Annotated in this window: 22 protein-coding genes; 16 read left to right on the forward strand and 6 right to left on the reverse strand. The window is 47.7% G+C overall.

Going from position 1 to position 24,114, the window contains the following annotated elements:
• Window positions 1-42: 42 nt before the first annotated feature.
• Window positions 43-1,152 (reverse strand): TOBE domain-containing protein, encoded by a 1,110-nt coding sequence (locus tag DESPODRAFT_RS01765; RefSeq protein WP_004070888.1) that lies wholly within the window; start codon window positions 1,150-1,152, stop codon window positions 43-45.
• Window positions 1,153-1,322: 170 nt separating this feature from the next.
• On the opposite strand from DESPODRAFT_RS01765, the gene DESPODRAFT_RS01770 reads away from it, so the two are divergent.
• The 7 genes from DESPODRAFT_RS01770 to DESPODRAFT_RS01800 all read left to right on the forward strand — a co-directional run bounded on the left by DESPODRAFT_RS01770 (window position 1,323) and on the right by DESPODRAFT_RS01800 (window position 10,126).
• Window positions 1,323-2,288, forward strand: a complete 966-nt coding sequence (locus DESPODRAFT_RS01770; RefSeq protein ID WP_004070890.1) for a sulfite exporter TauE/SafE family protein — start codon at window positions 1,323-1,325, stop codon at window positions 2,286-2,288.
• Window positions 2,289-2,499: 211 nt separating this feature from the next.
• Window positions 2,500-4,464 (forward strand): monovalent cation:proton antiporter family protein, encoded by a 1,965-nt coding sequence (locus DESPODRAFT_RS01775; protein WP_004070892.1) that lies wholly within the window; start codon window positions 2,500-2,502, stop codon window positions 4,462-4,464.
• Between the two features lie 62 nt (window positions 4,465-4,526).
• Entirely contained in the window at window positions 4,527-6,080 is a 1,554-nt protein-coding gene (locus DESPODRAFT_RS01780) for a sensor histidine kinase (protein ID WP_004070894.1), read from the forward strand.
• Window positions 6,073-7,398, forward strand: coding sequence for a sigma-54-dependent transcriptional regulator (locus DESPODRAFT_RS01785; protein WP_004070897.1), 1,326 nt, complete (start codon window positions 6,073-6,075; stop codon window positions 7,396-7,398). The genes DESPODRAFT_RS01780 and DESPODRAFT_RS01785 overlap by 8 nt, the downstream gene beginning before the upstream one ends.
• Before the next feature lie 293 nt (window positions 7,399-7,691).
• The gene (locus tag DESPODRAFT_RS20495; RefSeq protein ID WP_004070899.1) at window positions 7,692-8,096 is read left to right on the forward strand and encodes a CHASE3 domain-containing protein; all 405 of its coding nucleotides are present in this window, start codon (window positions 7,692-7,694) and stop codon (window positions 8,094-8,096) included.
• The gene (locus DESPODRAFT_RS01795) at window positions 8,093-9,454 is read left to right on the forward strand and encodes a TrkH family potassium uptake protein (RefSeq protein WP_004070901.1); all 1,362 of its coding nucleotides are present in this window, start codon (window positions 8,093-8,095) and stop codon (window positions 9,452-9,454) included. Before DESPODRAFT_RS20495 ends, DESPODRAFT_RS01795 begins: the two co-directional genes overlap by 4 nt.
• Window positions 9,455-9,466: 12 nt before the next feature.
• Window positions 9,467-10,126, forward strand: coding sequence for a potassium channel family protein (locus DESPODRAFT_RS01800; protein WP_004070902.1), 660 nt, complete (start codon window positions 9,467-9,469; stop codon window positions 10,124-10,126).
• A 16-nt stretch (window positions 10,127-10,142) separates the two neighbouring features.
• Here DESPODRAFT_RS01800 and DESPODRAFT_RS01805 read toward each other — a convergent pair whose 3' ends face one another.
• From DESPODRAFT_RS01805 to DESPODRAFT_RS01825, 5 genes are read right to left on the reverse strand one after another with little or no spacing between them, the layout of a single operon-like run.
• Window positions 10,143-11,264, reverse strand: coding sequence for an ABC transporter permease (locus tag DESPODRAFT_RS01805; protein ID WP_004070904.1), 1,122 nt, complete (start codon window positions 11,262-11,264; stop codon window positions 10,143-10,145).
• A 2-nt stretch (window positions 11,265-11,266) separates the two neighbouring features.
• Window positions 11,267-12,409, reverse strand: a complete 1,143-nt coding sequence (locus DESPODRAFT_RS01810) for an ABC transporter permease (RefSeq protein WP_004070905.1) — start codon at window positions 12,407-12,409, stop codon at window positions 11,267-11,269.
• On the reverse strand, window positions 12,406-14,250 hold the full coding sequence (locus tag DESPODRAFT_RS01815) for an ATP-binding cassette domain-containing protein (protein ID WP_004070907.1): 1,845 nt from the start codon (window positions 14,248-14,250) through the stop codon (window positions 12,406-12,408). The genes DESPODRAFT_RS01810 and DESPODRAFT_RS01815 overlap by 4 nt, the downstream gene beginning before the upstream one ends.
• A 24-nt stretch (window positions 14,251-14,274) precedes the next feature.
• On the reverse strand, window positions 14,275-15,309 hold the full coding sequence (locus tag DESPODRAFT_RS01820) for an HlyD family secretion protein (RefSeq protein WP_004070909.1): 1,035 nt from the start codon (window positions 15,307-15,309) through the stop codon (window positions 14,275-14,277).
• Window positions 15,310-15,326: 17 nt separating this feature from the next.
• Complete coding sequence (locus tag DESPODRAFT_RS01825; protein ID WP_083843532.1) at window positions 15,327-15,662, reverse strand: CerR family C-terminal domain-containing protein; 336 nt, start codon at window positions 15,660-15,662, stop codon at window positions 15,327-15,329.
• 208 nt (window positions 15,663-15,870) lie between these two features.
• On the opposite strand from DESPODRAFT_RS01825, the gene DESPODRAFT_RS01830 reads away from it, so the two are divergent.
• From DESPODRAFT_RS01830 to DESPODRAFT_RS01865, 9 genes are all read left to right on the forward strand, one after another.
• Window positions 15,871-16,623 (forward strand): DUF4412 domain-containing protein, encoded by a 753-nt coding sequence (locus tag DESPODRAFT_RS01830; RefSeq protein WP_004070911.1) that lies wholly within the window; start codon window positions 15,871-15,873, stop codon window positions 16,621-16,623.
• Window positions 16,624-16,954: 331 nt separating this feature from the next.
• Window positions 16,955-17,659: a TRADD-N-associated membrane domain-containing protein gene (locus DESPODRAFT_RS01835; protein ID WP_004070913.1), complete on the forward strand. Its 705-nt coding sequence runs from the start codon at window positions 16,955-16,957 to the stop codon at window positions 17,657-17,659.
• Between the two features lie 101 nt (window positions 17,660-17,760).
• Entirely contained in the window at window positions 17,761-18,336 is a 576-nt protein-coding gene (locus DESPODRAFT_RS01840) for a hypothetical protein (RefSeq protein WP_004070915.1), read from the forward strand.
• A 509-nt stretch (window positions 18,337-18,845) separates the two neighbouring features.
• A complete protein-coding gene (locus DESPODRAFT_RS20500; RefSeq protein ID WP_040015765.1) occupies window positions 18,846-19,169 on the forward strand; it encodes a hypothetical protein in 324 nt (107 codons plus the stop codon).
• A gap of 641 nt (window positions 19,170-19,810) precedes the next feature.
• On the forward strand, window positions 19,811-21,349 hold the full coding sequence (locus DESPODRAFT_RS01850) for a Fic family protein (protein WP_004070917.1): 1,539 nt from the start codon (window positions 19,811-19,813) through the stop codon (window positions 21,347-21,349).
• Between the two features lie 162 nt (window positions 21,350-21,511).
• Complete coding sequence (locus DESPODRAFT_RS01855) at window positions 21,512-22,477, forward strand: class I SAM-dependent DNA methyltransferase (RefSeq protein WP_245531988.1); 966 nt, start codon at window positions 21,512-21,514, stop codon at window positions 22,475-22,477.
• Window positions 22,423-22,698, forward strand: a complete 276-nt coding sequence (locus DESPODRAFT_RS20830; protein WP_245532054.1) for an N-6 DNA methylase — start codon at window positions 22,423-22,425, stop codon at window positions 22,696-22,698. The genes DESPODRAFT_RS01855 and DESPODRAFT_RS20830 overlap by 55 nt, the downstream gene beginning before the upstream one ends.
• Window positions 22,691-23,737 (forward strand): PDDEXK nuclease domain-containing protein, encoded by a 1,047-nt coding sequence (locus DESPODRAFT_RS01860; RefSeq protein WP_004070919.1) that lies wholly within the window; start codon window positions 22,691-22,693, stop codon window positions 23,735-23,737. Before DESPODRAFT_RS20830 ends, DESPODRAFT_RS01860 begins: the two co-directional genes overlap by 8 nt.
• Window positions 23,727-24,086, forward strand: coding sequence for a hypothetical protein (locus DESPODRAFT_RS01865; protein WP_004070921.1), 360 nt, complete (start codon window positions 23,727-23,729; stop codon window positions 24,084-24,086). The genes DESPODRAFT_RS01860 and DESPODRAFT_RS01865 overlap by 11 nt, the downstream gene beginning before the upstream one ends.
• Window positions 24,087-24,114: the final 28 nt, after the last annotated feature.

Raw genomic sequence — 24,114 nt, forward strand, 5'->3', positions numbered from 1 at the left:
GTTATTAAAGTTTTGTTGTCCCGTATATCTGTTTGGGTTTTATCAATCCACATTCAGCACAACGGAAAAGCAGCTGAACGCTGCCCAGACAGGATCGCCCACACCAAGGCCCAGCCATTGGGCGCCCTGTGTTGACACCAGAGCGCATAATCTTGTTCCGTCCTTGATACGCACGATATATTCCGTATTAATCCGTCCGGCATTGATCTGCTCGATCATGCCGTAAAACCTATTTTCGGCAGAACATTCCGGCTCTTTTTCTCCGCTGTACACGATCACCAGCGGGGCTTTGACTTCTGCCATAATCAATCTTGATTCTTTTAATGAAAGCCGTTCCACGCTGCTGTTAGTGATTACTGCTTCAATGGTGTCACCTCCGGCGGTTGTCAATGTGACCCGGGTCTGGATATCTCCTTTCTGAAGCGCCTGGATTTTGCCGAAAAATGAATTGCGGGCACTGGTTTTACGCGACGCTTCCCTTTCGATGAAAAGTTTTGTGACCTGTGCAATGTCATCTTTGGAAAACGAGACATAGGCGCTGGTCAGATTCATGGTTGAATGCCCCAGCATGGTCTGTACGGCTGGCATGGGCATATTACGCTGCATCAACTCCACAGCTCTTGCCTTCCGGATCATTTCCGGGCCGCCAAGCTTCTTGGGAAAGCCTAAAGCCTGGGCCCGTTCGTAAAATTTGCGTCGAACAAATCCGGGATCCACATTGAATTGCTTTTCTAAAAACCGCCTGAATGACGGATCGTTCAGCATCTGTTCAAGTTCAGAAGCAAGGGCGGTTGAAATCGTGACATTTCTCGGTTCTGTCTGGGTCTGCGGATCTTCATTTCCCAAATCCACCAACTGCCGATTGAAATCAATACGTTTGAGAGGGTCGAGGGCCAGAATTTCATTTAACTTTGCCCCCGTGTACCGGATGAGCAAAAAGATGACCAGGATGCGGCGGCGGGACAATTGGACATCTGACCGGGGAGATTCGGCTGCCCATGCCCTGAAGGCCTTCTCCAGACGGTCAAGTTGAACCGAATCCAGGCAAGTGCCTGTCTCTGGGATCGAAACAATGCGTCCCTGGTCCATGCCGCCCTGGGAGGGTGACTGGGGGGCTGGTAACGGGGAATAGGCGGTTGTTTTAGAATCCATCTACGCTCTCTTTTCTTCTTAAGTAACCCTTGTGCCCCATTTTTATAGCACAAATGAGCACAAAAACAGGCGGCTTTTCTTGACAAATAATTTTTTTATTTATAAATTGACACGAAAATAATATTTATCGTGTTATCAGTTTTGGCTGACGGCCATCAAAAGGAGGTAAAATGGTTTTTCATACTGCCGGTATTGAAGTTCAGCCCTGGATTCCGCCGATAGTGGCGTTCGGGATTTCATTTTTCACCTCCATGGGCGGTATATCCGGGGCCTTTCTCCTGCTGCCCTTCCAAATGTCATTTCTGGGATATGTCAATCCTTCGGTCAGCGCAACCAACCACGTGTTTAATATTGTAGCTATTCCCAGCGGTGTATTCCGGTATTGGCGGGAGGGACGAATGGTATGGCCCCTGGCCTGGGTGGTGATCCTGGGTACCCTTCCGGGTGTCTTCATAGGGGCTATTCTGCGGGTGGCATATCTGCCCGATCCACTCCGGTTTAAACTCTTTGCATCTGCTGTTCTGTTTTATCTCGGGGTTAAAATGGCAAGGGACTTAATGAAAAAAAGCAATGTAAAGATCCCTCCCCTCACCACAAGCGAATTGAAAGCTCAGAATATGGATGGCTCCCATTTTTCCCAACCGGCTGATTCGCAGGCGCGTTCTGCAACCGGTCTAACAAGTCCGGACCCCTCCCGGTTTAATCTGAAGCGCATCAGCTACATCGTTGACGGCCAGGCGTTTGACATATCATTCTGGGGTATTTTCACCCTCAGTTTAATCGTGGGCATTGTGGGTGGCGTGTATGGTATCGGCGGGGGATCGATCATTGCCCCGTTTTTTGTAACATTTTTCAGGCTTCCCATTCACACTGTGGCAGGAGCCACACTCATGGGAACTTTTATTACCTCAGTTGCCGGGGTTGCCTTTTACCAGCTGATAGCCCCTTTTTTTCCGGCCATGTCCGTAGCCCCGGACTGGGGCCTGGGCCTCTTGTTCGGGATTGGCGGGATGGCAGGGATGTACCTGGGTGCCTACTGCCAGAAATATGTTTCGGCCAACCTGATCAAATTAATGCTCACAGGTATTATTCTCTTTACCGCAACCCGGTATGCGGCTTCGTTTTTAGGCCTTTAAGCCCCGCCGAAATAAGACCGAGCCTAATTGCGAAGTGTTGAAACAGGTTTGGCCGAACGGCTATCTTCGTAGATAAAGACAATTCCCTGCAATTTTGCACCACCTTGTCAATAAAAAGTCAGTGGCATTCTAATCCAAACTTTACTACTATTTCAAATTTATCGTTTAGGGTCTATGGTAGTTATCAATTTATTTTTAGGTATAAATACAAATGGGTATAGCATCTGATATTGCCATTATTGTTGTGGCCGGTTTAATTGGCGGCCTTGTCGCCCAGTGGTTAAGACAGCCTTTAATCTTGGGATACATTGTGATCGGCGTCATGGTTGGCCCGTTTACCGGGGGTGTCACTGTCTCGAATATCCATGATATTGAATTGTTAGCCGAGATTGGTGTTGCGCTTCTGCTTTTTGCTCTGGGACTGGAATTTTCACTGAAGGAATTAAAACCTGTTGCCCGGATTGCTTTGATCGGCACCCCGATACAGATGCTATTGTCAATTCTCCTTGGTTTTGGCATCGGTACAATATTGAACTGGCCTTTTACCGATTCGCTCTGGTTTGGCGGACTCATTGCCTTATCCAGTACCATGGTGATTCTTAAAACACTGATGAGCCAGGGCCGAATAGGCACCCTTTCAAGCCGGGTCATGATCGGCATGCTGATTATCCAGGATCTGGCAGTTGTTCCTTTGATGATTATTCTGCCCCAGTTAAATCAACCGGAAGCCGGGCTACCCGTGCTTGGCTGGGCAGCGGTCAAGGCGGGGACATTCCTGTTTCTGATGATTTTTATCGGGACACGGCTCATTCCAAAATTACTGGCCTACATTGCAAGACGCAATAGCAGGGAGTTGTTTTTGCTGGCAATCACCGCAATTGGCCTGGGCGTGGGATATGGCACCTATTTATTTGGATTGTCCTTTGCCTTTGGTGCGTTTGTTGCCGGCATGGTGCTTAGCGAATCTGATTACGGTCACCAGGCACTGAGCGATATTATTCCTCTGCGTGATATTTTTGGTTTGCTTTTTTTTGTATCGGTGGGCATGCTCCTGGATCCGATTTTTTTGGTTAATCACTGGCAGACAATCCTGATTGTGGTTTTATTTGTATCCGCAGGCAAGGGCCTTATTTTCAGCGTATTGAGCCGCTTATTCGGGTATGGCAACGTCATTCCGCTGGCTTTGGGGTTAAGCATGTTCCAGGTGGGAGAGTTTTCATTTGTTTTGGCCCGGGTCGGTATCAGCACCCAATCCATATCCAACGATCTCTATTCTCTGACACTGGCAACCGCAATTGTAACCATGTTATTGACACCGCTTGTTTCCGGACTGACCGCGCCATTGTACGGATTGCGAAAGCGAATGTTTAAAAAAGAGCCGGTACAGACCATCAATTTACCTGAAACAGGCTTGCGCAACCATGTGGTCATTGCAGGCGGAGGGCGGATCGGATTTCACATAGGCCAGGTTCTCCAGCGCCTGGACCAGCCCTTTGTCATTATTGAGATCGATTACCGGCGGGTAAGCCAGGTCAAGAGCAAGGGGTTTCCGGTTATTTACGGGGATGTGACCCGGGATGTTGTTCTCGAAGCCGGCAGCGTAAAAGAGGCCAATCTTGTACTCATTACCACACCCAGGATTGATGTAACCGGTCCCGCCTGCCATCAGATTCGCCTTTTAAACCCCACGGTAAATATTGTGGCAAGGGCTGAAGGGATAGATCAGATGCAGGCCCTGCATGACCAGGGCATCCAGGAAGTGGTTCAGCCCGAATTTGAGGCCGGACTGCAATTTACCCGCCAGGCCCTGCTCTATTTAAATATTCCGCCCACGGATATCCAGAAATATACCGATTCTTTTCGCAGGGAGCTGTATGCACCGCTTTTCAAGATCAGCCAGGGGGGTAAAACTCTGTCTCAACTGCAGAAAGCATGTGATTTATTGGAATTTAACTGGGTAAAACTGGTGGCCGACAGCCCTGTGATTGGCCGGACAATCAAAGAGTTGGAGCTTCGTACCAAGACCGGCATATCCGTGGTTGGTGTGATGCATGACGGCGTGCTGCAACCCAATCCGGTTGCGGATTATCAGTTCAAACCAGGGGAATTAATTGCGGTCATGGGCAATGCCCAGCAACTGGCAGATTTTCAAACGCTGATTTTACCGCCACAATAATGGCCGGTAAGTGCAGTGGCCTGATTTCATAACCGCAAAATGACACTAACGGCACAAATAGAATGGTCAACCTAAAATTTGAATGGAACAAAGTGGTATCACATATCCCAAGGCGATCAATAAAATTCAAAATTTTTCTGGTAAGCCTTTTGCCAACCATTGCGCTGATCGCAGCCGCATTTTTCAACCATCAATATCTAACAATCCTGGGAGAAAGCGCAGAACAAATTCTGTCCAAAAACTACAAAAGCATCAAGGCAGCCCAGGAGAGCAGAAAATTATTAGAAGAGATACGAAATCTTTTTCTTGCGCCGGTTAACAGGACAGAGCGTTTAGCGGATATACCCCCGGGGCTTGTAAAAAAAATTTCTGATGCGCTTGATATCTGCAGAGACAACATCACGGAAAAGGGAGAACTTGAACTTATTGATCGACTGCTTGAACGTTATTCTCAATATAAAAAAGCAGCCGCTCTCTTAGACAAAAGAAAATCAAAAGTATGGAATGAGCAGGAAATTTTCGACATATTTGCCATTACGGCAGAGATGATTCTGACGATTGATGAGCTTGTCTCAGTGAACGAGCAGGCTATGGAGCGGGCCGAAATAGAGACCCGAACCCTTGCAGCACAGGCCCAGAGAAATGCCGTGATATTTTTTGGAATTATTATTGTAACGCTATCGAGTTTAAATTATTTTTTTTCACACAGAATCGTAATGCCGATGATTAAATTGGCCGATCAACTATCTAAAATCAAAGAAGGAAGTGGCGACTATCCCGATATGGCTATAAAAGCCGATGATGAAATCGGTGTCCTTGCAGGAGCGTTTAATCAACTTTTCCAAAGGATTTCACACTATGACAATCACCGGGATAATATTATTGCTGCAGAAAAAGAAAAGGTACGACAGAGCGAAGAGGCAAAAGTCAGATTCATTGCTGATATCTCCCATCAGTTGAAAACACCTATGACATCATTAAGCATGAGTCTGGGGTTGCTGCATAGCCGAGGGGAAAAGTTAATTCCTGAAAAACAAAAAAAGCTCTATGATACCGCCTTTGACGATTGTTCGAGACTGGCGACTCTGATTAATGAGCTGGTGGATGTTTCCCGCCTTGAAACCATGTCCCAACCCCGCCCTAAAGAGACCCTGAATATTAAAATGGTGATTACCGAATCTGTCGCCCCCTTGGTAAAACAGGCTGAGAAAAAAGGGATTTCAATTCATCTGGATATCCCGGATAATTTGCCTGACGTCACCATTGACTCCTTTCGATTCCCCTGGGTCATAACAAATTTGATTGGAAATGCGTTGAGGTATACCTCAAAAGGAGCGATCATAATTTTCAGGGCCTACCGGCAGGGTCAACGATGCTATTTCCAATGTTCCGATACAGGGGAAGGAATAAAGCCTGAATATCTTCCGCACATTTTTGACCGGTTCACCCAGTTTTCAGAACGGGGGAAAAGCGGCACCGTCGGTCTGGGCCTGGCCATTGTAAAAGACATCATTGACCAGCACGGCGGGGATATCAAGGTGAAAAGCCGGGTGGGTGAAGGAACGGTTTTTACATTCTGGATACCCGGCAGCATTAAGGAGAATACAGATGAATAAAGTCCTGATCATTGACGATGATTCCAATATTATGACGACACTGGAGATTTATTTTGAAGAGAATCATTTTAAGGTCTTCAGCGCAGAAACGGCAGAGAAAGGGCTTGCGTGTGCCAAGAGCCAGCTTCCTGATTTAATTCTGCTGGATCTGAAACTGCCCGACAAGAACGGCCTGGATGTTCTCCAGGAAATTATTGAAAGCGGAATCAAAACCCAGGTGCTGATGATTACGGCGTATGCCAGTATAGAAACCGCTGTGAGTGCAGTGAAAATGGGGGCATTTGACTATTTGCCCAAACCTTTTGTTCCGGGACAGTTGGATCTTGTGCTGGAGAAAATCAAGCGGTTCAGCCAAATGGAAAACGAAATTGCTTCCCTCAAGGGTCTCTTCTCCGAAGGTGGATTTATAACCCGCAATTCAAGGCTTCTGAAAATTCTTAAAACAGCAGGACAGGTTTCGGATTCTGATGCCACCATACTCATCGGCGGTGAGAGTGGAACCGGTAAAAGCCTTCTGGCCAGGCTCATTCATGACTGGAGCCCCCGATCGGAAAAACCATTTGTCGTGGTGGACTGTGCGGCCTTTCAGGAAAATCTGCTGGAGAGTGATCTTTTCGGCCATGTTAGGGGGGCCTTTACCGGAGCGGTCAAGGATAAGCTTGGTAAACTCAAGCTTGCGGACGGGGGGACTGTCTTTCTTGACGAGGTGTCTGAAATCCCGAAATCGATTCAGGGAAAACTGCTCCGTTTTATTCAGGAGCATAAGTATGAATGTATCGGAGACCCGAAGCCAAGATCTGTGAATGTTCGTATCATTGCTGCAACCAACAGAGATCTGGAGGCTATGGTCGAGGATGGTGTGTTCAGAAAGGATCTTTACTTTCGTCTCAATGTGATGGAGCTTTTTCTGCCGCCGCTCAGGGAACGTCCGGAGGATATAAAGCTGCTGTCTGAAATGCTATTGAAAAAATCTTGCCGGGTAAACGGCAAAACGATCCGAAGTATGGACCAGTCTGCACTGGAGAGATTGCAGGCTTATCCCTGGCCGGGCAATGTCAGGGAGCTTGCCAATACCATTGAGCGGGCCGTAATTACAGCGACGGGTAAAGTGCTCATAGACAAGGATCTATCCCCCGGTATATTAAACTATAATCCGGACCAGAATACGCATGAAGGATTGGAATGTCTGGATGAAATTGAAAAACAGCATATCCGGAAAGTCATTATGAACACGGTATCCCTTGACGAAGCGGCTAAAATACTGGGGATTGATCCTGCAACGTTGTGGCGAAAAAGAAAAAAATATCAGCTTGACTGATTCAAAAAAGGTTACCTCCCATATAATTTTCATTCCCTGTTTTTTTTGAAGGTCTTAATAAGGTTTTTAATCAGGTATTCAAGAGATCAGACTTAAAGACTCGTGCAAAGTGCAATGCGGTTTTATTGCAAAATTCAAGGGTTTTGAATTGAATAATTTTAAATTCGCGCTGAAATAAAGCCAACATCTTGTAAATAAAGTAAAAAAACATCAAGGCATTCTTTTTGCTCAGTTCCGGGGTTATAGTCCCGACATAGATGGGTATCGATTAAAAATCAGGAGGGATGCATCAATTGCTTTTACTCAAAATGATGGCTGATATGACATTAAAAAAGAAAATTCTGACCGGGTACGGTGTGGCCTTTACCCTCATGGGACTTGTGGTCGCATGGTCAGTCGCCAATCTCGTCTCCCTGGGCAACGCCTCGGATGCAATCCTGAGTGAGAATTACAGAAGCATCCTGGCTGCGCAAAACATGGTGGATGCCCTCTTAAAAAAAATATTGATCTGCTCGCTCCTCCCGGATCAGATGCCTCAAAGCCGGGGCTTCTGTGAGATATCCGTCAGCCCTTTAAGCTGCTTGAGCCAGGCGACATCAAACCATCCGGATCTGATTGTCATCTTTTTTAACAGCAGAGATATCCAGGGGCACAAAGAGGTGATTGAATATTACAAGAACCCCAAGGTGGTATCATGACCCTACGACGCAAGCTGTTGAAACTGCATCCGGCGGCACTGATTCTGATCAGCTTTCTTGCGCTCATTCTGATCGGCACACTTTTATTGAGCCTGCCGGTTTCTTCGAAGAGCGCTCCGCTGCAAGTCATAGACGCCTTATTTACCTCGACCTCGGCGGTCTGCGTTACCGGACTGGCTGTGGTGGATACCGGAACCCGGTTCACCCTTTTCGGCCAAATCATTATTCTCGTTCTCATCCAGATGGGGGGGCTGGGGGTCATGACGCTCTCAGTACTCCTCTTCCGGATAATCGGCAGGAAAACCTTCTATCATCAGCGGATGGCGGTACAGGATATGTTTTTGCACACGCCCCAGGATGATATTTTCAAAATCGTCAAAAACATTATCTATATGACTTTTTGCATCGAAACTGCCGGCGCCGTTCTTTTAGCGATTTACTGGAGCCGGACAATGCCGGTTCATGAAGCCGTCTATACTGCTCTCTTCCATGCCATATCTGCCTTTTGCAATGCCGGTTTTTCCCTGTTCCCGGACAGTCTTTCTACCTTCGGTGACAGTTATCTTCTAAATTTTACCATCTGTATGCTTATCGTGACCGGCGGCATCGGTTTTTCGGTATTGTATGAATTTAAAAACTGGATAAAGCTCAGAAAGAAAAAACGGTTCCGATTTTCGGTGCAGACCAGGATCGTATTGTTGACCACGGCCATTCTGATCGTTGGTGGTACGGTTTGGTTATTCATCCTTGAACGACAGGGGATTCTGGATGGCAAATCCCCGGCATACCAATTCCTGGTTGCCCTGTTTCAATCCATTACCTGCCGGACGGCCGGATTCAATACCGTTGATATTTCTGCACTCAACGAAGCAACCATCGCCATGATGCTGGTCCTGATGTTCTTCGGGGCCTCACCAGGGTCCTGCGGGGGCGGCGTGAAAACAACCACCCTGGCATTGCTGACCGCCACAACCATCACCCGGATCAAGCGGATGCAACGGGTGAATCTGTTTAAAAAAAGCATTCCGGATGAAACCGTTCGCCGCGCCTCAACCCTGATTATAGTCTCGGTTGGAATCATCGGCATGGTATTGTTCATGATTCTTTCAGAAGGGGCTATCACCGGGCGAAGCCTTGGCGGAGAATTTCTGCCTTATCTCTTCGAAGTGGTATCTGCCTTTGGAACCGTCGGACTCTCTCTCGGGGTTACGGCGGATTTAAGTGTATGGGGAAAATTCTGGATTGTTATAACCATGATTATCGGCAGGGTAGGGATTTTAACCTTCTCATACATCATCATCGGGACCAATCCGACAAATGGTTTTGAACGGGCCGAAGAGAATATGATGATCGGATAAACAGGAGATACAATGAAACGATTCACAGTGATAGGGTTAGGGAATTTTGGATTTTATGCGGCCAAAGCTTTATACGAGGACGGTAATGAAGTTATTGCCGTGGATATGGATAAGAACCGCGTGCAGGCCGTGGATGCGCATTGCACCGAAGCGATCCTCATGGAGGCCACGGACAAGGAAAAATTAAAAGCCCTTGGCCTGGAAACCATGGACGGCGTGATTGTATCCACCGGCACCAAGATCAGCGTCAGTATACTGATATGCCTCCATCTGCACGAGATGGGGGTCAAGCAAATTTTGGCAAAAGCCCTGGATGATGATCACGCCAAAATACTTAAAAAAGTGGGTGCCACTAAAATCATTCATCCGGAAAGGGATGTGGCATTGCGGATTTCCCAGAGTTTATCCCGACCGAATATTATGGATTTCATTCCTCTTTCTGAAGGATTTGATCTTGTACACATAGAACCGCCGGCAGAATTTATCGGAAAAACCTTGAAGGAGATCAACCTGCGGGCAAAGTTCAATGTTTATATTATCGCCATTAAAGAATTGGTTCCTGAAAATTTTGTTTTGGTGCCGCCCCCTGAATTTGTGATCAAAGACAGTGATATGCTCATGATGCTCGGAAAATCCGTGGATATCAAACGAATTAAGGCATTAAAAGGATGAAAATACCATAAAACCATTATACTGATCGACGTCTGAACAACCAGGCTGCCAGGGGCAGGGTGATGCTCGCCATGATCAGTAACGGCCAGATTTGAGGCCAGATCATCGTAAGATCCGCACCCTCAAGAAAGATCCTGCGAAGGGCTGTGATGATGTGGCATACCGGATTGAGCATGTCTGCCTGCTGAAGCCACATGGGCATGTTTTCCACGGGCGTGGCAAGTCCTGACAACGTAATCGCAGGCATCAGGAACAAAAATGCGCCTAAAAGCCCCTGCTGCATGGTGGTGGACAAAGACGACACCAGCAGGCCGACGCCCACGATGGTGATGATAAAGCATAAAAGGGAAACCATAAGGGCGCTGATCGTTCCCCGGAAGGGAATGTGAAACCAGAGTACTGCGCCGCCGGCAAAGATCAGGGCGTCCAGCATGCCAAAGAGAATGCCGGGTATGGATTTGCCCACCAGGATTTCCACCGGACTGAACGGGGCCACCAGAAGCTGGTCAAAGGTGCCGAACTCCCGCTCCCTGGCAACGGAGAGGCTGGTGAGGATCATCACCACCACCGTGCTGATCACCCCGCCAAGCGCTGAGACCATGAACCACCGGCTGCTCAGGTTTTCGTTGAACCAGGCCCGTTCCACCAGGGCCAGCCCAGGCCCGCTGCCTTGGGTTATGCCTTGTTCTAAAAGGGCTTTATTAAAATTTTCCACAATGGTGCCAAGGTACCCAATGGCAATCATGGCCACATTGGGGCTCCTGCCGTCGGCAATGATCTGGATCTCTACAGATCGTCCGGATCGCAGATTTTCCTCAAATTGAGACCCGATATGGATCACCAGCCGGGCTTTTTCATCGTCAATGGTCTCTTCGACTTGTCCGGCATTTTCAAGATGCGCTGCGAGCCTGAACCGTCCTGTGCCTTCAACATCGGCCAGAAATGACCGGGACAGCACGGACCGGCATTCGTCAAACACGGCATATCGGACATTTTCCAGGTCAAAGGTGGCGGCATAGCTGAAGATAAAGAACTGTATAATGGGCGGCGCAATCACCACAAACCGGCTTTTTGGATCCTTCATGATGGTGAGAAGTTCCTTTAATATCAGGGCGGTCAGGCGTCTGAGGGTCTTCATGATTACTCCAATCTCTTTGATATTTTGCGAAAAGCCAGTCCCAGAAACAAAAAAGCCATGAATGCCAGCACCAGGGCATTGGGCAGCAGCACCGACCAGATATCTCCTGCGGCAAACAGGGTATGGGCGATGGTGACAAAATACCGGGCCGGGAAAATATAGCTGATGATCTGGATGAATTTCGGTGTGGATTCAAGATCAAATATCAGGCCGGAGAGAAAAAATGCCGGTAAATAACCGGCCACAATGGAGATCTGGGCCGCCACAAACTGGATGCGAATGGCCGCGGAAAGAAAAAGCCCGAACCCAAGGCAGGTGAGCATGAACAGGGAACTTAACCCCACAAGCGCACCCACGGAACCCCGGAAAGGCACTCCGAAAAGGGTTGTGCCCACCACCACGGACATGACCATGCCGAACATGCCCAGCAAATAATAGGGCACAATCTTTCCCAACAGGATCTCCACCTTGCGCAGGGGCGTTACCAGCATGGCTTCCATGGTGCCACGCTCCCATTCCCGGGCAATGACCAGGGCCGTCAGAAGGATGCCGATGAGCGTCATGATCAAGGTGATCAAGCCTGGAATCAGAAAGTGTCGACTGATGGCAGCCTCGTTGAACCAGATGCGCTGGGATATGGAGACCAGGGGAACCACGGCGGTTTGCCCCCGGGCCACCCGTATGGATGCCCATTTGGCACCAATGGTTTTCATATAGCCTTCAATGAGCCGGGCGCGGTTGGCGTCGGTGCCGTTGATGATCAACTGGACCGGGGCCCTGTATCCTGTACCCGTTCCTTCAGCTGCGCCTTCAAGAATCGCCGTGAAATTATTTTGTAACAGGATAATACCTTCGGCCTTGCGTGCCAGCACAAGGGATTGCGCCTGGGCCATGCTCTCTGCAGTCCTTATTTTGAAATTGGCGGAACCGGCAAAGCGTGCCGCAAGCTCCCGGGACATGGGACCTTTGTCATGATTGACAAGCACCATGGGCACATGTTCGGCATCCAGGCTCACCCCATATCCGAAAATTATCAGCAAAACCATGGGCATGATCAGGGCCAGGATGATGGAGCTTGGGTCCCTTAAGATCTGGAGGGTTTCCTTGCGCAGCACCCCGAAAAGGCGCATGAAAAATCGGGTCATGACCGGTCCCCCTCGGAAAGAACGATAAAGGCATCATCCATGGTGGGTTCCGGGTTTTCCGGTGTTCCGGCCAGGCTGCGGATTTCCCCCGGTGTGCCCATGGCAAGGGTTTTGCCCCGGCTGATGATCACCATGCGGTCGCAGTATTCCGCCTCTTCCATAAAATGGGTGGTCACGATAACGGTCACCCCCTGTTCGGCAAACCCGTTGATGCGCAGCCAGAACTCCCGCCGGGCAAAGGGATCCACCCCTGACGTGGGCTCATCCAGAAACAGGATGTCCGGTTCGTGGAGCAGGGCTGTGGCCATGGAAAGACGCTGTTTGTACCCGCCGGGAAGAGTTCCGGCCGGTTTATCCCGCCAGACGCCCAGTCCGAATTCGGTATAAGCCCAGGCCATACGGTCTTTGAGCCAGCTGCCGGAAAGACCGTATGCCCTGCCGAAAAATTTAAAGTTCTCCTCCACACTGAGCTGGCCGTAAAGTGAAAATTGCTGGGCCATATATCCCAGGCGTGCCCTGGCTTTGGCACGGGATCGCCGCAGGTTTCGGCCCGCCACCCGGATCTCCCCGGATGTGGCGGGTAAAAGTCCGCACAGCATACGGAATGTGGTACTTTTACCGGCGCCGTTGGGACCCAGCAATCCAAAGATTTCACCCCGGCGGACATCAAGGGTGAGGTCGGAAACCGCCGTAAAATCACCAAATTTTTTGCATAGATTATTTGTTATTACTGCCGCATCATCCCCGGATGACGGTTCCGGGATCCATGGCTTTTTCTGATCCGGTACAGGTCTGTGAAGCTGGGCATCGCCCCTTGGGATCAGGGCCATAAACGCATCTTCAAAGGACGGGGTTGCTGTTGTTATTGTGCCGGCATCCCGCTTGAGCAGGGTTGCAATTTTCTGCTTTCCAGCGTCCTGGGTGTTGCCGTTTTCCGGGAGTGACGAACTGTCAAGCACCACCCGCACCCGTCCGGACCTTATGGTGGCGTCTGCAATGCCTTCCTGTCCGGCCAGCCGGGTGTAAATCTGTCTGGCCCGCATCTGTTCATCCGGGGCGGCCAGGAATACCCGGCCCTGCATCCCGGCTGTAAATTTGTCCGGACTGCCCTGGTCCAAAAGCCGACCCTGGTGAAGCACCTTAACCTGGTCGCAGCGTTGCGCCTCATCCAGGTAGGCTGTGGAGACCAGAACCCCGATCCTCTCCTTTTCCACCAGTTCATAGACGATTTTCCAAAGTTCCCGCCGGGAGACCGGATCCACCCCCACGGTGGGCTCATCCAGAAGGAGCAGTTCAGGGGATTTCACCAGGGCGCAGGCCAGGCCTAATTTTTGTTTCATGCCGCCGGAAAGGGCACCTGCGCGTCTTCTGGTATACGGGGCCAGATCGGTCATGGCCAGCAGCTTGTCAAAGCGGTCATGCCGCGCTTTTAACGCAACCCCCTGGAGGTCTGCATAAAGTCTTAGGTTTTCGATTACGGTCAGGTCCTGGTACAGGCCGAACTTCTGGGGCATATACCCCACGCGGCTCTGGATTTCCAGGCTGTGGTCCACGCTGTCCAGTCCCAGCAGGGTCATTTGTCCTGCAGTGGGTACCAGAAGCCCTGCGGCAATGCGGATAAGAGTGGTTTTTCCCGCACCGTCCGCGCCCACAAGGCCGGTCACCCGGCCCTGGAAAATTTTAAGACTGATCGCATCCAGGGCCGTGATTTTTTTACCGCCTGCGTTGTCAAAGATTTTGCATACGCAGTTTGCATGCATCAGGGGCGCGTTTTCAACGTCCGTGTCTTTTGTTGATAATGCCACGCTTGTGCTGCTTACGCTGCTTACTGTGCTGTTCATATGCTATACCGCCGATTCCCGGGATCAGTCAGCAGGCTCTGCCGGAGCATTGGGCCGGGTTAGGATCTGATTGTCATTAATGGCAACGGTCACAGGGGTGCCCAGACGAAGAATATCTTTTGGGTCTTTGACAAAAACCCGGGTTTCGTATACCAGCTGGGTGCGCAAATCTTCAGTGGCCACGGCCCGGGGGGTAAATTCCGCCACGGGTGAAATAAAGCCCACCCATCCGTCCAGGGGCTGGTCGGGTAAAGAGTCCGTAAAAATTTGGGCGGTCATGCCCAGGTTGATTTTTCCCAGCATGGGCTCGGGGATGTATGCCCGAACCCATTTGGGATCGCAAAGCGCCAGGACAAAAGCGGGCTTGGAAGGACCTGCAAGTTCCCCCTGTTCAAGTATTCTGGACTGGATGATCCCGTCGGCAGGGGCGGTCAGGGTCATATCGGAGAAGCGCACCTGAAGCTGGTCAAGGCTTGCCCCCAGCGCATCAAGCTGATGGCGCGCTGCGGCGATATCCTCTTTGCGCGGGCCTTCAATGAGCAGGTCCAATGCTTTTTGCCTTGCTGATAACTGGGCTTGGTCAACTTTCAGCTGGGCTTTTGCATCATCATAGTTCTGGATGCTGGTGGCCCCGGACCGGGAGGTGGCCTGGAGGCGTTGTGCGGTGCGGGAGACATTTTCCACCCGGGCCCTGGCAGCCTGCACTTCAGACCGGGCCTGGTCGATCTCCTGGGAACGGTTGCCTGCTTCCAGTTTGGCTACGGTCTCCTTCTGGGCCGCAATCCGGGCCTGCAGCTCCCTGATGGCGGCATCAAGCTTTGCGGTGCGAAGTTTTGCCAGCACCTGCCCTTTTTTTACACGCATACCCTCTTCGACCAGCACCGTTTCAATCCGTTCCTGCTCGGTAAAGGCAAGGGATGCGTCGCGTATATCAATGGTGCCGTATATTTTGAAGGTGCCGACATTTTCATTCTGTTTTTTATTCTGATCCTGCCAATAGATGTAAGCACCGGCTGCCGCGAGGATCAGTATGATGACAGGGAATACTTTTTTTTTCATGATTATTTCCTTGTACTCTATTCGCTTGGCGTTGCAGTGATTGCCAGGGCATTGGCCACAAGCACCCTGCGGATCTCTTCCAGTTCTTCCGGGGAATATCCTTCAAGGTCAAGCCCCCGGACAATGGTCTCCCGGGCCACCCGGAAAATCACCACCTGGCCCATGAGCGTCATGGCTTTGAAGGTTGCCTGCCTGGGGTCGCATTCCCCGGATGCCGCCATGATCAGGGTGGACAACGCATTGAGCACAGGTTTCAGAAACCCTTCAAAAATAGTGTCATAGGCAGGACTTGGGAACATCTGCTCGCGCAGGATGATTCTGGAAACACGAGGCCCTTGTTCCGAACCAGCAATGAAATTATTTCAATCGATTGAATAAATCAAGTGAATAAATTATGTCAATCACATGTAAAACCACGGTTACTCGCCGATAAAATTGAAAAAATTTGCAAGCTTGTTCAGATAGTGCTAATTTATTTTTTTTACCATTTATGCAGATCTGGTTCTGCTAAACTTTATAAGATAAGCGCTGCAGAAAACACCGAATTCCAAGGGAGGGAATATGAAAAAGGGGCTATTGCTGTGTGCCGTTATGTGTTTAGTGATATTATTATCGCAACAGTTTGCTTTGGCTGATATCTATCTCAAGCAAAAGCAACGAACAGAGGCATTTTCCATGATGGGCCAGGAACAACCTGCCCAGGAAGTTGAAACAGAATCGTGGATTTCCGACAGCGCAATGTGGACCCAAACAGGTGATAAGGGGATTCTAATAAAAGAAGACGGCAGCATGATCATGCTTGACCACCTTGGCAAAACCTATACTGAAATGAACATGAATTACGAGAAAATGGCTGAAGCGTCGGGTGAAAAAATGGATGCTGAAGAGATGGCAGGCTTAAAACAACTCATGGGCAAAATGATGGATATTAAAATATCTGTAGAGCCAACCGGGGAGAAAAAGCAAATCAACGGTTACCATTGCCAAAAATATATCCAGACCATGGAAATGGGGATGGGAACAAATACATCCGTAATTTGGGCAACAACGGATATCAACGTAGATGCGGATGTTTATGCCAAATTTAGCGCATCAATACTCGCAAATCAGCCGGGTATGGAACAATCGCTTGATAAAATCGTGCATGAAATGAAAAAAATAAAGGGTGTTCAGGTTCTAAATGAGTCTACTATGAATATGATGGGACAGGAGATGAAATCCTCGGTAGCGCTTTTGGAATTTAAAGAAGGTAAAGCGCCTTCCAACGTATTCTCTATTCCCAAAGGGTATACGAAAAAAGCCTTTGGAGATTAAGCGTTAGTAATATACAGAACCACACATTTTCTGTTTCAATTTTATGGCGTATCTGAGCAATTTCTTCAGATCTGGTTATTCTTACTTTTCGAATGTTATCCCGGTAGATAGGTGGACATGAAAGATAAACGGAAACCACAGATCGACTTGTTCTCGGCGGCTGCGCCGCCGAGAATCGCGGTGCTGACTGCGTCCAGAACCTTGTCCCGGCACCTCTGGCGCTAGAACAAGGTACTGGACCGGACACCGCACACCGATCAATCAAACTGCGTTTGCTTGACCGGCGCACGGCGCCGGTCAGCACCGCGATTATGCATGAAAATGTAATAGAATGGGAATAGAACTAATATTTACATTTGCGAGCGGTATTATTACAGCAGCTATTGCGGTAATATTAAATATTCTCAATGAGAGGTTTTCTCGTCGCAAACAACAGGAAAGAAAGAACATTGAGGATGTGTTGGCAGCGGTTGAAGCCAAAGCAGAAGAAGCTAAAGCAAAGGTAATCGCCAGCATAGCTGAAAAAGCCCCCGCAGGGGCTACTCCAATCGACATTGCCGAAAAACTTGCAAGTCAGTTTCGGATCGGAGGGGATGTTGTAATTAATCAGATTACAAAAGAAGGTTCAGACTTTATACAGGATCTTGTAACAGGGTACCACCACCAGGCCCTCTCCCAAGCAAAAGTTCAATTCTGGTTTAGCATAATGGCTGCTACAGTCGGCTTTGGTTATATCCTTTTGGTAGCCGCTTCCGCTGGTCTTGACCAATTGTCTTCTTTAGTTAAAATACTGCCCGGCCTTGTTATCGACGCCGTAGCAGCACTATTCTTTCGGCAAGCGGAACAAACCCGCCAGAGAGCGACAGATCTTTATGATCGATTACGCAAGGATAGTCAAATGAGCATGGCACAAAAGCTTCTCGCTTCAATAGAGGACAAAAAGATCAAGTCGGTTGCTCAGGCACAAATTGCATTACATATGGCAGGGCTTGAGCAGAAAGAAATCGATATCAGCAAGCTTACAGAATCACCATGAAACCAAGTAGATATCGCATAACATTTTGCTGCACCAGATTCGGGCCAAAAAGCGGCCCTCTCTGGTGAGCAATGCGTTAGTTGTTGGAAAAGGGAGGGGCGATGCATAAATCGATAAACTGGTTCGTTTCTGTGGCGCTAATTTTAGTGCTCACGGTCCTTTTGTGGGTTGTGCTAGAGCAAATGGCATCTAAAGATAGCGTATCAGACAATGTTGTTATTGCTTTGATTGGTGCAATCACAGCAGCAACTACCATAGTAGGATCGGTTTTCATCGCACAGCTAACGGCATTGAATGAGGGCCGCAAGCAGCGACAAACAGAAGCCAGAAACCTTAAGAGAGAATTTTATAACCGGTTTCTTGAGCATTTCAGCAGAAAGTTGGCCGCTGGCAATTCACCTTCAGGATATGATTTTGAAGAGAATCAGAAGTTTTGTATTGAGGTTAATAGGCTTCCGTTATATGCCTCTCAAGCTGTGGTCGAGCTTGTTAATCACATCGCATCAGGAAGGGATGTTTCGCAAGGAGAGGCTGACTTTAACAAGCTTTTTTCTGCAATTAGAGAAGATCTTTGTGATGACGACTACAAGGAATTCAGGAATTTAAAAACCATACATTTTCAAATTCCTAATAAACCGCAAGGGAATTCTGGGGACATCTTACATAATCCCAGTTAATTAAGTAAGATGTCCGTATGCCGTAACAACTGTAGTTCTAACAGGTTAAAGTCCTGAAGGAGGAATTGTCCGTACGCCTTCTTAGCACCGGGAAGCAGCGTCTGGGTAACCAGAGGTTGTAAGTTTCTTATGGGCAAAGATGCAGGCCGTAACGAAAGTGAACCTATATGTAGCCTCGTCAACTAATTGAAGATGCCGACCTTTTGGACATCAAGGGAAGGCCGTAGTGCCTGGGAGTAGAAAACGGAAATCCTTTCAGGTGATCTTCCGGGGTAGCAGGGATGGCATGTATCGGAAGAATTGCAGTGCAGTGCGGGAGACCCAATGCGGTTACGGTGAAGGGCCGTTAACTGATGGATATAAGGAGATCCGAAATTCCATGGGGCTGTATTGGGAGTCGGAGGGGTTCATAGTACCGATTGAGGCTGAGGGACAACATAACCCCGGCCAAGGAAAGGGACCCTACTTTGTTCACGTAACTAACGAGCGGAGGATCAGGAGATTGCAATATGCTACTAACTCCGGATAGGATCAGGACGCTTCAGAGGAAGCTCTATTGTAAGGCCAAGCAGGAACCGGATTTTCGTTTCTATTCTTTATATGACAAGGTCTACCGGGCTGACATCCTTGGTCATGCCTATCGCCTTGCCCGGGCAAACAAAGGTGCACCTGGAATAGATGGTGTCAGCTTTAAGTCCATAGAGAAGGATGGAGGGGAAATCAAATTTGTGCAAAAGTTGGAATCCCAACTTACGCAAAGTGGAAAAGGGCGCAAGCCTTACAGTGAAGAACATCGGAAAGCCGTGTACGGGAGAACCGTATGCACGGTTTGATGAGGGAGCATTGAGGATGCAAGGCCTTTGGAACACGTAGTAGCCGCGTGCGGCAAGGCGTCTCGAATATAAAAAGGGCTGAAGAAACCGGCCGAATCAGTGCTCTACTCTACCCAGATTACCAGATTCTACCTGACAGTGATCCATTGGATTGAAAGGGATAATCATGACCATCGCAATACATGGAGGCATGTATTGCGGGCAAATTGAGAAAAAGCTGTCTTGAATAAACAAACTACGGGTAAATTTTGCCTGAAATATACAACCAGAGAGGACACGGATTGAACGTCTCGGCGATAATCGCTACAAATTACAAGGTAAACCAAAAAATGATATGGAGCCGTGATTTACTTTTCACCAAGGAAGGGGCAATCAAGGCAAAAACCCGGCTAATGTAACCTGTAAGTTGGAGCGGACACGCTCATGAACTCTTCAGGAGGCATGATTGCTGTCGAGAGCGTGCCGCTCAACTTAAATGTTTAAAGGGGCATTTCCTAAATCAAGAGTCCTGAAATTGAAATTCTTGGAGTTATTGATTGAATTGTTTTTCATATAACTCTAATTTTTTAATCAAAATTCATAGACAATAATCGTTTTTCATGCCATTGTAAATCAAACAAATAAAACGAGAATTCATAAGAATGGTAAATTTTAATCAAAATTCAGGATGTTTAACTGTTTTTCACGGCTTTCCTGCATTGGAAGAAGAAAGCTATTTGGCTGGATATTCAACCCTTATTTCAGCTTATGATTTGAAAGTACCTCTTCCTGATTATCTCTGCGCTATAGGTCCGAAACATAAAAAATACAATCATGGGCGCTGGCACATTTTTACACCACGTCATAAACCGGAAGGTACACTTTTTGGACATTTGACATTTGCGCTTAAATATGAGGGCCTTGATCTGGCTATCCTCAATGCCTTGTTTCAAACGATTGAGGCCAAAGAAATTCAAGAAATTATCTGCTCGGAACCGACCGGAAGCTATAGCCGTCGGTTATGGTTTTTGTGGGAATGGTTACGTGAAGAACAACTTGATATTGAAGATGCTCGGGCTGGGAATTTTGTTTTTCTCGTTAATAGCAAGCTACAATACGAAGGAAAATCATTTCCATCCAAGCGCCATCGGGTTCGCAATAATTTACCGGGGACACACAATTTTTGCCCCCTAATCAGAAAAACAGAAAAGCTTGAACAATATATTGCTAAGAATCTTTCAGAAGTATCTATAAAACATATCGGTCGCACTCACCCCGATCTTTTAAGCCGGGCAGCTTCTTTCCTGTTGCTTAAAGACTCTAAAGCCTCTTACACTATTGAGGGGGAAAAGCCTCCGCATAATCGTATAGAACGATGGGGAAAGGCAATAGGTGAAGCAGGACAACGCAAACTCAGTATTTCAGAACTGGAATATTTACAACAAATAGTTATTCCAGATAATCGATTTATAAAATTAGGATTGCGTAAAGAAGGCGGTTTTGTCGGAGAACATGACCGTAGCATAGGAATGCCTCTACCGGACCACATTTCTGCGCGCTCGGAGGATCTGGACATTCTATTGTCGGGCCTTATAGAAACATACAATCTGCTTCGTGAAGACGATTTTGATACAATTTTATTGGCAACTATCCTTGCCTTTGGTTTTATTTTTATTCACCCGTTTGAAGATGGTAATGGTCGGATTCATCGTTATTTATTTCATCATGTACTGGCTGAAAACGATTTTGTTTCAAAAGGATTAATTTTCCCAGTATCAGCAATTATTCTAGAAAGGATAGAAGAATATAGAAAAATATTGGAGCATTATTCAAAGCCACGGCTTAATTTGATCGAATGGAGGCCTACAGACAAAAATAATGTTGAGGTTTTAAACGAGACTATAAATTTGTATCGTTATTTTGATGCAACAAAACAGGCTGAGTTCTTCTTTGAATGCGTTGAGGAAACTGTAAATAAAACGCTTCCCGATGAGGTTGAATACTTGAGAAAATATGATTTTCTCAACGAATTTATCAAAAACTATATTGATATGCCAGACAAGCTTGTTGATTTGCTTATACGTTTTCTTGTCCAAAATGGTGGAAAACTATCAAAACGAGCACGAGAAAAAGAATTCAAAAAGCTGACTGATAGTGAAATCCAAGCAATTGAACAAAAATACGCAGATGTTTTCATCTAAGAACAGTATCCTAAGAATCAATACAGATTTCAACAACGAACATACACCGGATTTCACCGGTGATGTTCATGTTAGCCCCTTGCATCATTGACAGCGCAAAGCAGAATTAGCACAAGGTTTTGGTATCAGTAATAAAAACCAAATTAAAAGCTGGAGCAACAAATGGCAAAAGCCAGGAAGAATAATGACAAGGAAGAGCCGCTGGAGACGCAGCTCTGGAAGGCGGCAGACAAGCTCAGGAAGAATATTGACGCTGCTGAGTATAAGCATGTTGTCCTGGGGTTGATATTCCTTCGGTATATTTCCGATGCGTTTGAGGGCCTGTATGACAAGCTGAAAAGGGGGGAAGGTGAATATGCCGGGGCCGACCCGGAGGACAAGGACGAATACAAGGCGGAAAATGTCTTTTTTGTTCCTGAAAAGGCCCGTTGGGCGTATCTGCAATCCAGGGCCACGCAGCCTGCGATCGGCAAGACGGTTGACGAGGCCATGGATGCCATTGAAAAAGACAACCCGTCTCTCAATGATGTGCTTCCCAAGGTGTATGCCAGGGGCAATCTTGATCCGACCAACCTTGGCGGTTTAATTAACCTCGTCGGCAATATTGCCATGGGAGACGCCAAAGACCGCAGCGCCGACGTGCTTGGGCATGTGTTTGAATATTTTCTGGGGGAATTTGCCTTGGCCGAGGGGAAGAAGGGCGGTCAGTTTTATACCCCGCGTTCCGTTGTCGAGGTGCTGGTGGAAATGCTTGAGCCTTACAAAGGCAGGGTGTTCGATCCCTGCTGCGGTTCCGGCGGCATGTTCGTGCAGTCGGAAAAGTTCGTGGTCGAGCATCAGGGCAAGGTGAACGATATTTCCATCTACGGCCAGGAGAGCAACCACACCACATGGCGGCTGGCCAGGATGAACCTGGCGATCCGGGGCATTGACAGTTCCCAGGTCAAGTGGAACAATGAAGGCTCCTTTTTGAACGACGGCCACAAGGATCTGAAGGCTGATTATGTCATCGCCAATCCGCCCTTCAATGACAGCGACTGGAGCGGAGAGCTTCTCAAGAAGATATTGACGCCATATCCGGCACTTATCATAATTGGCGGAATCCGGACGGGAATTATGAAGATGTGAAGGGGTTCTGCTGCTCCGTGCCCATTGACCGGGTGCGGGAACTGGATTATGTGCTGACGCCGGGCAGGTATGTGGGGCTGGCCGATGAAGAGGATGATTTTGATTTCAAGGAGCGGGTTACCAGACTCAGAGCTGAGTTCGAAGCGCAATTGAAAGAGGAAACTCGGCTGAATCAACTGATATTGGAAAACTTCGGGAAAATTAAGATCAATCATGGATAAATCATTAAGCCCCGATCGTCATTACACAGATTTTTTTACCGACATAAAGGAACGGATACGCCGTTCCCAATATGACGCCTTGAAGGCAGTCAATAAAGAACTGATACAGCTTTATTGGGACATTGGCAGGATGATTGTCGAGAAACCGCAAGACCTTGGCTGGGGTAGATCCGTGGTTGAACAGCTTTCAAAAGATATTCAGGGGGAATATCCTGGGATTCAAGGATTCTCTACAACGAATTTATGGAATATGCGGCTGTTTTATCTGGAAATTCAACAGCATGAAAATCTCCAACCATTGGTTGGAGAAATCAGTTGGACAAAAAATTTTCTGATTCTGACCAAATGCAAAGATCCTCTGGAGAGAGAATTTTACATGCTGCATGTCAGAAAATTCGGATGGAGCAAGGATGTTCTGGTTCATCAGATTGAAAATAAAACCTATGAAAAGTACCTGCTGAATCAGACCAATTTTGACCAAACCTTGCCTGAAAAATACAAACATCAGGCAAAGCTCGCTGTAAAAGATCATTATACCTTTGATTTTTTGGAACTGGCGGAAGAACACAGTGAACATGAACTGGAACAGGCTTTGGTAAAAAATATCCGTAAATTTCTGATGGAAATGGGCGTATGGTTTACCTTTGTGGGCAACCAGTTCAGGCTGACGGTCGGGGAGAAAGAATATTTTATCGATTTGCTTTTGTTTCACCGGAAATTAAAACGGTTTATCGCAGTGGAACTGAAAATCGGCGAATTTAAACCGGAATATAAAGGCAAAATGGAGTTTTACCTGATCGCACTCAATGAACGATATAAAGAAGATGGTGAAAATGATGCGATCGGCATCATTGTATGTAAAAGCAAGGACAAAACAGTCGTGGAATATTCACTCAAAACGACAACCCAGCCCATTGGTATTGCAACTTACAGCACCTCGACTCACTTGCCGGAAGAATACAGCAAATATCTGCCGGCACCAGATGTGATTGCGGAGCGATTGGCGATTGTCAAGGATTTGTTTGAAGATGAAAAATGAAAATAAAATCCATAACGATATTTGTAAGTTGGCAACCGAACTGATAAGAATCCGGAAACAGGGCGATGAGATGGGTTTATTTACAGATACGAGAGAATTGTTGAAATGTCAGCATTGCAAACTGATGGAGGACATTACCATTGAAGGTAAATTAATTACTTATAATGAAACCGTAATTCTCGAAAATGAAACTCAAGAAGACAGCGGTTTGCGTTTTGTTGGAACAGACAATCCCAGTATCTTTCTTTGCCCGCAGTGTGGAAACTGCGTTGAGTTGCCCGGTATTGAGGAGATTGAGGCGGAATTGGAGGGGGGTGGATTATGGGGAGTGAAGGGGTGGATGTGTTGAGTTGGGTGAATTTGGGGAAAGGTGTAGA

Origin of the sequence: Desulfobacter postgatei 2ac9, from assembly GCF_000233695.2 — a bacterium.
Lineage (GTDB): Bacteria > Desulfobacterota > Desulfobacteria > Desulfobacterales > Desulfobacteraceae > Desulfobacter > Desulfobacter postgatei.